This window comes from Microcoleus sp. K4-B3 (assembly GCF_036704615.1).
GTDB lineage: Bacteria > Cyanobacteriota > Cyanobacteriia > Cyanobacteriales > Microcoleaceae > Microcoleus.
The window spans coordinates 39866-50900 of the sequence record NZ_JAUBSF010000042.1 but is presented as its reverse complement, the minus strand read 5'-3'; the positions used below and the strand labels follow the sequence as shown (position 1 = coordinate 50900).

At 43.9% G+C, this 11035-nt stretch carries 4 protein-coding genes; 3 read left to right on the top strand and 1 reads right to left on the bottom strand.

Translation table 11 applies throughout. The features are described from left to right. Nucleotides 1–205: transposase family protein (locus QUA78_RS18320; protein WP_333398953.1), on the bottom strand; the 205-nt coding region annotated here is incomplete at its 3' end. A 1015-nt stretch (nt 206–1220) separates the two neighbouring features. Here QUA78_RS18320 and QUA78_RS18315 point away from each other — a divergent pair. The 3 genes from QUA78_RS18315 (at nt 1221) to QUA78_RS18305 (ending at nt 10785) form a co-directional block, all read left to right on the top strand. Further along, nucleotides 1221–6590 carry a PAS domain S-box protein gene (locus QUA78_RS18315; protein WP_333398952.1) on the top strand — a complete coding sequence of 1790 codons (5370 nt, stop codon included), beginning with the start codon at nt 1221–1223 and terminating at the stop codon, nt 6588–6590. A gap of 126 nt (nt 6591–6716) precedes the next feature. After that, nucleotides 6717–9812: a response regulator gene (locus QUA78_RS18310; RefSeq protein ID WP_333304087.1), complete on the top strand. Its 3096-nt coding sequence runs from the start codon at nt 6717–6719 to the stop codon at nt 9810–9812. Between the two features lie 10 nt (nt 9813–9822). Beyond that, the gene (locus tag QUA78_RS18305; RefSeq protein WP_333304086.1) at nt 9823–10785 is read left to right on the top strand and encodes a diguanylate cyclase; all 963 of its coding nucleotides are present in this window, start codon (nt 9823–9825) and stop codon (nt 10783–10785) included. Nucleotides 10786–11035: the final 250 nt, after the last annotated feature.

Below are 11035 nucleotides of genomic sequence, written 5' to 3'. Positions count from 1 at the left end.
CGCCAATGACGGCTAAAATAGAGATTACTAAAATATCTTTTAATAAGTGTTTTTGGGTTCTTTGAACTCTGGGGTCGCGGAGCTCTGCTACATAATTCAATAAATTGGCTTGGATTTCGCTCAGAGGTGTTAATTGTCGTTTTTCGGCTGTTTTGGCTTGAGATTTTACAGCGAGTTTCAATATAGGTGCAAAACCCTTTGTCATTGTCTTTGACTCCGTTTCAACTTGATTGACTTTGTTAAGATTCAAACTTGATTATAGGTTTGAGTTCAGTGCATAGATATAGACCCTATTCGCGGCTTTTTGTCAAGTACAATTTATACTAAATTAGATGAGCTTACACTGTAGCTTACCCAGCGAGATGGGGTGATTTACAGCAAAGCTGCTTCCAACAATATCACCTGCCAGCAGTGAGAGCAAATCCCCTCGATATCGCTATGCTTTCTGTTCAAACTGCAAAGGTGTTGGGCTGGGATTTAGACTCTCAGCTCAAATCACGGAACAGGAAAACCCTTTTATGTAGGAATGGCCTTCAAAAGTTGCATCTCAATAGTGTACAATTCTCAAACAACAGATGTGACATTACAACGTGGCTAACAAGGTGCGGATTGTGGGATAAAAATTCTCTGCGCTCTTAATATTATTACAGAATGTTTAAACTTGTATCTTTTCCTTAAGCATTTTGTATTCTTTACCAAATCTTTATTTGTTTTCTCTAGGGTTTTGTTATTAGTGCTTCTACCCTGTTTACAGCACTTTGCAACAAGAGTTAAATACCCCTTAGTTAAAAAATAGATCTTTATGACACACTGCCCCTGCTGCTCGAATCAAATGCTCCGTCACGTTCACCAACATCAAATCTACTGGTTTTGTCGCCAATGTTGGCAAACAATGCCTATTTACAATCTGAACAGATGTAGCTCATCGCTCTTTCTGAATTTAGTGAGAGAGCTAGGGATTAAGGAACAACATTCTTGATAGGTAGAATTTAAAAGTTCTATTTATGGCTGATAAAGTTTGTTTAGAGATTGTCCGATCACGAACGGGTTTTAACGCTTAAAAGTTTACTCATTTGCATTATGTAATTACACAATTTTCGCCAAAAATTTGAATACAAATCTATTAATAAATCGCTTAATTTATGGCTATAACTAGACTCAACCTGATTATAACCTTATGCCAAACACGATTTAAAAGATGGCTACCTCTTCTGCTTGGGGTGCTGGCTTCTCTTGCTGTTTTACTTACGTGGCAACAGCTAACCATCAACAGACAAATTCACATTGAGCAGTTAATTCAGCAGGAAGCCAATGCGATTCAGTCACAACTGAACGAAGGATTATCAATTCGAGTGCTGACACTTCGGCAAATGGCCAATCGCTGGCAAGCCAATGGCGGTACGCCAAAGGCTCTTTGGGAAGCCGATGCTGATGCTTATGTAAAGGATTTCTACGGTTATCAAGCGATCGAATTAGTCGATCCATCATTTAAAGTGCGATCGGTTGTGCCACTGGCTGGAAATGAGGCAGCGCAAAACCTAGATTTTAATCGGGAACTGCGTCGCAAAATCACTTTGCAAGTGGCTCGTGATTTGCGTGAACCTACGTTAAGTAGCAATATTTCACTCGTTCAAGGGGGTCAAGGATTTCTAGCAAGTCTTCCTTTATTTGTAGGGGAGCGGTTTGATGGGTTTATTGTCGGATTTTTTCAGTTTCAAACTCTATTTGACAGTCTTGTAAAAGTGCCACCCGGGTACAAAGTGGCTATCTATGCTGGCACAAATTTGATCTACGGTCAAGAGCCTTCATATCACTATTCACAGCCAAAAACAGTTGTAGTGAAAGCCTATAGTGTAGACTGGCGAATAGATGTTTATCCAACTTTAGCCTTAGTAGAAAATGTCAAAATCTTGGGGTCTAGAGTTGTGTTAACTGGTGGCTTAGTTTTAGTTTGGCTGCTTATGTTAGTCGTGTATCTCGCACAAGTTAGTTATCGCGAAGTCCATCAATTCAAAAAAGCAAATCGCCAGTTGGAATGGGAAATTCACCAGCGACAACAGGCAGAAATTGCGATCGCCCGACTAGCTGCGATCGTTGAGTCTTCGGAAGATGCCATTATCAGCAAAGATTTAGAGGGTGTAATTACAAGTTGGAATGTAGGAGCAGAAACAATTTTTGGCTATACAGCCGGCGAAATAGTAGGGCAATCAGGGACAAAACTGATTCCCGCAGACTATCGAGATGAGGAAAACGAAATTCTCACCAAAATCCAGCGAGGAGAACGCATCGAACACTACGATACAAAGAGGCTAAGGAAAGATGGAACATTAATCGATGTCTCGATGAGTGTCTCCCCCATTAAAGACGAAACAGGGAATATAATTGGAGCCTCAAAGATTTCCCGGAATATTGCTGACCGCAAACAAGCAGAAGCAGCACTACGTCAAAGTGAAGAACGCTGGGAACTTTCTGTACGCGGGAGTAGTGACGGCATTTGGGATTGGAATGTTCAAACCAACGAGATATTCTTGTCTAGTCGCTCGAAGGAAATCCTGGGCTATGAAGACCACGAAATCCAAAACCTTGTAGACGAATGGGCTAATCTGATACATCCCGATGATTTGGGATGGGTGATGCAAGCCATTCAAGACCATTTTGCCAAGAAAACTCCTTTCTATATCACAGAACATCGCATTCGCTGCAAAGATGGTTCCTACAAATGGATGTTCGATCGCGGTCAGGCACTTTGGGATGATGCAGGTAATGTAATTCGGATGGCTGGCTCTCACACCGACATTACGGAGCGCAAGCAAGCTGAAGTTGCTTTACAGGTAAGCGAAACCAGATATCGGCAATTGATCGATAACTTAAATGCGGGTTTTGTGATTCATGCGACAGATACCAGCATTCAATTATGTAATGAAAAAGCCGGTGAATTACTAGGGCTTTCAATGGATCAAATGCTGGGAAAAACCGCGATCTCTCCGGCCTGGCATTTTGTGCGGGAAGATGGCAGCGTTATGCCCCTAGAGGAATATCCGGTAAATCAGGTTTTATCCACTGGAAGTTCCCTCAAGAATTATGTTTTAGGAATTAAAAAAGAAATTGATAGTTGTGTTTGGGTATTAGTTAATGCCTACCCGGAGTTAGATAAAAACGGTCAAATTACACAAGTTGTAGTTACGTTTATTGATATTAGCAAGCGCAAAAAAGTTGAGCTGGAAATCCAAAAAACTCGCAACTTCTTACAAGCACTGCTGGATCATCTACCGATTGCAATTTTTGTTAAGGACGCAGATCCTAAACGATTGGGCGTATTTCAGTTTTGGAATAAAACCAGCGAACGGTTATTTGGCATCTCAGCCGAACAAGCGATCGGCAAATGTGGCTATGATTTTTTCCCAATAGAACAGGCTATCTTTTTTGACCAAAAGGATAGAGAAGTTTTTGAAAAAGGTAAGATTGAGGATATTGCTGAAGAACTCATTGATAGTCGTAGTCTGGGCAAACGTTGGCTACATACTGTGAAGATTCCCATTTACGACCAGCAGCATCAGTCCCAGTACCTACTTTGTTTTTCAGAAGATATCACCGATCGCAAACACGCAGAAGCAGAGCTTAGAGAAATGAGTGAGGTGATGAAAAATGCGGTGTCCGGCATTTCCAAACTGGATGTACAAGGGCGTTACCTATATGTCAATAAAGCTTATGCTGACATGACAGGCTATCAGCCAGAAGAAATGATGGGGATGTTCTGGGAAAAGACCGTCGCTCCCGATGAGTTGGAAAAATTGGTTGCAGCTTATTGGCTGATGGTGCAAGAGGGCAGAGTTGAAGTTGAAACGAAAGGGGTTCGTAAAGATGGTTCGGTTTTTTACAAACAAGTGGTGATGATTTCAACTTACGACGAACAGCATCAATTTTTGGGGCATTACTGCTTCATGAAAGATATTAGCGATCGCAAAAAAGCCGAACTTGCACTAGAACAGGAACTCCTGCGGAGTAAAACCTTCTTTAACACTTCAATGGACGGTGTTGTTGTCATGGATTGGGTCGGAAAAGTTGTCCAAGCTAGCCCCAGTTTTGCTAAAATGCTGGGCTACACCCTAGAAGAAACCCTGAATCTGAGTGTGTTTGATTGGGATGCTGAATGGACGAGGGAAGAACTACAAGTTATGCTCCAGAGAGAGGAGGTTATTCCGCTGTTTGAGACGCGACATCGGCGTAAGGATGGTTCGGAGTATGACGTGGAAATTAGCTGGAACCGGGTGGAATTAGAAGGTGAGATGATGAACTTCTGTATCTGCCGGGATATTAGCGAACGCAAACAAGCTGAAATTGACTTACAAATCTCTCAAGCGCGATTTGCTGGGATTTTAGAGATTGCCAGCGATGCCATCATTTCTATCCATACCAATCAGCAAATTACTCTGTTTAACAAAGGAGCAGAACGAATTTTTGGTTACGCGGCTGAGGAAGTTTTAGGGAAACCCCTGGCGATGTTGATGGCCTCGCGCCTTGCCGATGCTCACCATCATCAGATCAGTGAGTATACCCACAATGCAGGCTATCCAAAGCCCATGTCAGAGCGAGGAGCCATTTTAGGACGGCGCAAAGATGGTACAGAGTTTCCGGCAGAGGCTTCAATTTCCAAGATCGAGATCAACGGTGAAATTATATTTACTACCTTTCTGCGAGATATCACGGCTCGACAACAGGCAGAGGAAGCTCTGCGCTATCAAAAAGAGATGTTTCAAACAATCGTCGATCATATTCCAGTAATGATTGCTTTATTTAACGCCGAAGGTCAAATGGAATTGCTCAACCCGGAATTTGAAAACATTTTAGGTTGGTCGCTAGAAGATTGGCAGCAAAGAAATATCTTAGCTGAGTGTTATCCTGACCCGGTTTATTGCCAAAAGGTCTTAGAACATATGCTATCAGCAACCGGCAAGTGGCAAGATATGAAAACACTGACCGCCACCGGACAGCAATTAGAGACATCTTGGGCAAACGTGCGGCTTTCTAGCGGGCATTTTTTGGGCATTGGGCAAGATATTAGCGATCGCAAACAAAAAGAACTCGCATTGCAGCACGCAATGGAAGCCGCAGAAGCAGCGAACTTGGCAAAAAGTACCTTTCTCGCCAATATGAGCCATGAATTACGCACTCCCCTCAACGTGATTCTAGGATTTGCCCAGGTGATGGCCCATGACCCCTCCCTAACTCCCAACCAAAAAGAAGACCTGCAAACAATTCGTCGCAGTGGCGATCACCTCTTGAGTTTGATTAACGATGTGTTGGATCTCTCGAAAATTGAATCGGGACACTGCACAGTTGAAGACAGCGGGTTTGACTTAATTGCGCTGCTGCATTCCCTCCGAAATATGTTGGCGGAACGAGCAAGTTCTAAAGGACTTGACCTTTGTTTCGAGATTGCGCCAGAAGTTCCTCAATTTATGCTTGCCGATGCTCAAAAACTGCGCCAGGTTTTGCTCAATCTGCTGAGTAATGCCATCAAATTTACCGATCGGGGAAGCATTACTTTGCACCTCAGCATTAAGGCTTGCGGTACAGGGGCATTAACCACAACTCGGCCGATTCTCCAGTTTGTAGTGGCTGACACAGGTTTAGGGATTGCATCGGTCGAACTCGATACCATCTTCGATGCGTTTGTGCAAGCCCAAGCAGGGAAGCGATCGACCGGCGGTACTGGGCTAGGTCTAACCATTAGCCGCAAATTGTTGGAACTCATGGGCGGAGAAATTTCTGTCAGCAGCACTCTGAGACAGGGGAGTACCTTCACCTTCACCCTTCCCGTCAGCCCAATCAGTGGAGTTAATGTTACACCCGAAGAGAATAATCGCCTCGTGATTGGGCTGGCTCCCGGTCAACGGCATCATCGCATTTTGGTGGTTGACGATCAAGAACAAAATCGCTTGCTAATGGTCAGATTACTGACACAATTAGGATTAGAGGTAAAAGAAGCTACCAACGGACAGCAAGCGGTGCAGATTTGGCAAGAATGGCAACCCGACCTAAGCTGGATGGACATTCGGATGCCGGTGTTAGATGGATACGAAGCTACCAAGCAAATTCGGGCAATGGAAGGCGAGCAGAACAGTATCATTATTGCACTTACGGCCCAGGCTTCCCAGAGCGATCGCGCCCTCGCCTTCGCTGCTGGCTGCAACGACTATATCAGCAAACCCTTCCGGGAACAGACCATATTTTTTAAGATGGCAGAATACCTAGGTTTAGAGTATGTATATGAGGAAGAGGAAACAGAAAAGGGGGAACGGGGAACAGATTGTTTTCCTTCTTACCTCTGTTCTGTTGCCCCTGGGGTTCCAGATTCCCTCGATCCAACGCTTCTGGCGACATTACCAAAAGAATGGGTGGTTGAGTTGGAAGATGCTGCTTTATGTGGGGATGATGTTGCGATCGTTGAACTGGTAGCTCAACTTTCCTCAGAACTCGCTCAATTCGGTACTCATCTGACGGAACTCGCCAACCAGTATCAATTTGAGAAAATCATTAATGTAATTCAAGGTAATTTCCCAAGTGGAATTCCTCCATTGGATTTATAAGCTGTTGTGCAGTTAAACGTTTGATTGGGACTAGGGAATTAGGAACAGCTAACAAGAATACAATCTAGTTATTGGTAATTCTTGAACAAAATCTCCTGAACTTTTATTGAAAATAATTGCTCTAAAATGACTCATAAAATTAGAAAGTTATCCCAAATCACTTCTTTCAATTTAACAAGTTTAGAGGAATGCAGTGAAGAATCCGTGTATGCTCCCGGTCATATTCAGCCCCACGGAATCGTTTTATTGATGCAACGAAACAGCCTCAATATTTTACAAGCTAGCGAAAATGTAGAACAGTTTTTTGGCATTTATGCCGAAGAATTGCTAGGTCAGCCATTGCCAGGCTTATTGGGTCACGATCAAGTACAAGAAATTGTCAGGTATCTAAATCAAGAACAACTCAACATTCATAAGAGTTTTGATCTAAAAATACCTCTAAAAGACGGCAAAAATCAAACAGTTAGAAGCACACTGCATCAGCTACCAGATGAGTTTATTCTGGAGATCGAACCCCAATTGACTATTGAAAATAATCATTCAATCAATTTTTATCAGCGTCTGCAAACAGTTATCCTCAACTTTCGCAGTGCGATCGGTATTTCTGATTTAGCTCAAACCATTGCTAGAGAAGTAAAAGCCATCACCGGGTTCGATCGCGTGATGGTCTATCGCTTTGAAGCCGATGACCATGGGGTGGTGATTGCTGAAGAGAAAGAAAGCTATCTCGAAAGCTACCTGGGATTGCATTACCCGGCGATCGATATTCCCGTACCCGCCCGCAAATTGTTTTACAGCAATTGGGTGCGCCAAATTCCCAATATCAATTACACCCCGGCCCGCCTAATTCCCACCAACCATCCCCTAACCAATACACCCCAGGATCTCAGTGCTTGTGTGTTAAGGGGAGTATCTCCCTACCACATTGAATATTTGCAGAATATGGGAGTTGCTGGGACACTGACGATTTCGTTAATTGACGATCGCCGCCTCTGGGGATTAATTTCCTGTCACCATTACAGCCCGCGATTGGTAGATTACGAAACTCGCAAAACCTGTGAATTTTTAGGACAATTTGCCTCGATCGAACTGGTGCATCAGCAAGATAGAGAATTGAACGTTTACCGATCGCAGGCGAAAACTATTCAGGATCAACTTCAGCAGGCATTCCGGCGAGATTCTAATTTTATCCAACAGGTATTGACAGAAAATGCTTCTCAATTGCTAGATTTAGTTCATGCTCAGGGATCTGCAATTCTGCTCGATGGTCGTCTGACATTGGTGGGTAAAACACCATCTGAAGCTGAGGTTGACGAACTCGTGCAGTGGTTGCTGCAACAGAACAAAGAACGAGTGTTTGCAACAGCTTCTTTGTCTCAGTTGTATCCCCAAGCGAAGCAATTCAAAGATCGAGCTAGCGGTGTTTTAGCAATCTCAATCTTGCTATGCTACGCCACACAAAAGTCATACCACATCCTTTGGTTCCGACCCGAACAAATTCAAACCATAAACTGGGCAGGTAATCCACAGGATGCTGTGTCGATCGACGAAATTGGAAAAATGCACCTGTGTCCCCGCAAGTCCTTTGAACTGTGGCAAGAGACAGTGCGGGAGATGTCTTATCCGTGGCAGATTGCAGAGTTAGAAGCTGCCGCCGAAATGAGACATATCCTCATGCTGGCGGTGTTAGAATTTTCGCAAGCTGCCCTAGAACACGCTGCAGAAAGGGCAGCAATAGCCAACCGTGCCAAAACCCAGTTCCTTGCCAACATGAGCCACGAGCTCAGAACGCCACTCAACGCCATTCTGGGATTTACCCAGCTTATGAACCGCAGCCCCTATATCCCAGACGAATTTCAAGAGCATTTAGGGATCATTACCCGTAGTGGAGAACACCTGCTGACATTGATCGACGATGTTTTGCAAATGTCTAGGATTGAAGCAGGGCAATTGGTACTGAGTACAAGCTGTTTTAATCTGCATCGACTGCTGGGTTCTATTAACGAGATGTTCACCCTCAAAGCGTCTGAGAAAGGGTTACATTTGAGCAGCGAGTGGGATGCTACTGTCCCGCGTTATGTCTGTGGCGATCAAGCAAAACTTCGCCAAATTTTGATTAATCTGCTTGGGAATGCGATCAAATTTACAACAACAGGAAGCATAGTCCTGCGCGGACGAGCTTTTTCATCAGATGATATGCCATCCGCTACAAATCGCGATCGCCCCACTAATCCACCCGATGTTAAACCAACTATTACCCTGTGTCTCGAAGTTGAGGATACCGGATCTGGCATTTCTCCCTCAGATTTAGAATCAATTTTTGACGCCTTCAGGCAAAGCAATCGCGATCGTCACGATCGAGGAACAGGTTTAGGACTGTCTATCAGTCGTGAGTTTGCGCGTCTGATGGGAGGCGATATCACCGTGCGAAGCACCCTGAATCGAGGCTCGACTTTTAGCTGCCAAGTCGTTTTGGAACTACCAGAGTCCGTTGATTTAGAGGAACCTGAAACGAGCGATCGGATGATCGGGCTCGCACCTGGGCAACCTATCTACCGAATTCTAGTAGTAGAAGACGTTCCAGAAAATCGGCAACTGCTGATGACACTGCTGGAGTCATTTGGGTTTGATGTGTGTGCGGTGGAAAATGGGGTAGAGGCGATCGATCGTTGGCAAACATGGCACCCTGACCTGATTTTGATGGACATTCAAATGCCTGTCATGGATGGTTATGAAGCGACGAGACAGATTCGATCGCAACAGTCATTAGTTATGAGTGATGGATCGTCAGCAGACAACTCACAGCAAATGTCACATGACAACAGACAAATGACACGCATCATTGCCCTAACTGCCTATGCTTTTGAAGACGATCGCACCGCCAGCCTGGAAGCCGGTTGCGATGACTACATTGCCAAGCCGTTTACTGAAGCCACACTTTTCGACAAAATAGCTCATCATTTGGGTGTCCGCTACTGCTACGCCGAAAAAGTTCCGCCAGAGTCATCAGCTTCGCCACCAAAGATATTTACTCCAGACTTGAAAACGATGCCAACCAAGTGGATTGCAGAAGTTCATGAAGCAGCACTCGATCTTAGTGATAATAAGCTTTATGAACTTATCGCTCAAATTCCCAAGGAGAAACAAGATTTCATCGAGGCGATGACATCTCTGGTCGATAACTTTCAGCTTGAAGCGATCGCAACTCTGACCCAGATTTAGGAACAAGACCATGACAACTCTCTTGAAACTTGCGGCCCAAACGAATATTCTCATCGTGGATGATACGCCCGACAATCTGCGCTTGTTAGCCAAAATTCTAGAGTCACAGGGCTATATTGTGCGTAAAGCCCTCAACGGCAGAATGGCACTCCAAGGTGTTCATCGCGACCCACCGACTCTGATTTTACTTGACATCAATATGCCGGAGATGAATGGGTACGAAGTCTGCCAAAAGTTAAAAGCATCGGAAGCGAGTGCTCAGATACCGATTATTTTTATCAGTGCGCTCGAACAACTGGAAAACAAGGTACGAGCCTTTGAACTGGGTGGGGTAGACTATATTACCAAACCCTTTCAAGAGCAGGAAGTGCTGATGCGAGTAAAAACTCAATTACTCATCCAACAGCAACGCCAACAACTGATCGAACAAAATCAACGTTTAGAACACGAAATTCAGGAACGTCTGAGGGCAGAAGCAGAAATAAGGCAGCTATCCGTGACCGATGAATTAACTGGATTATATAACCGACGGGGCTTCTTTTTACTAGCTGAGCAACAACTAAAAATTGCTCGACGCACGCAAACATCCTATTTTATTCTGTTCGCTGACTTAGATGGTTTGAAAAAGATTAACGACACTTTCGGACACGAAATGGGAGACAGAGTAATCGTTGATGCAGCTCAAATATTGAAGCAAACCTTTCGTGATGCGGATATTGTGGCTCGACTGGGAGGAGATGAATTTGCTTTATTTATTTCTACTTTTTCTGGTAATTCATCTAATAATTTTTATATGCGACTGCAAGAAACTATAGATCGCTTTAATCAACAGTCCGAGCGAGCTTATATATCAATAAGTCTTGGCGTGCAGTCAGGGGATTTAAATAATGAATTTTTATTAGAACAATTGGTAGCAAAGGCTGACAAACTCATGTACGAGCATAAACGCACCAAACGCTGTTTAAATCGTTAACAGTTCTTTTGAAAGCAGCGATATCGGATCCCAAGAAGCATTATTTGTTAAAGGTGAGATTAACTGATAAAGAGTAAACTGAAAACAAGATAGGGAAACAGCTTGAAGACTTTAGCCCCTCCGCCGGAAAACACCATGCAGTAAATATCATTACACTTAAACCTGACAGGGTGGCAACCCATTTAAAAGCCCTACTTGTATTAGGTTCAGGGTGCGATCAAAAGATCTTGTCGCTATTGTCCACAACCTC

Coding starts and splice junctions, on each gene's coding strand:
- QUA78_RS18305 (WP_333304086.1), top strand. CDS start 9,823: ATGACAACTCTCTTGAAACTTGCGGCCCAAACGAATATTCTCATCGTG.
- QUA78_RS18310 (WP_333304087.1), top strand. CDS start 6,717: ATGACTCATAAAATTAGAAAGTTATCCCAAATCACTTCTTTCAATTTA.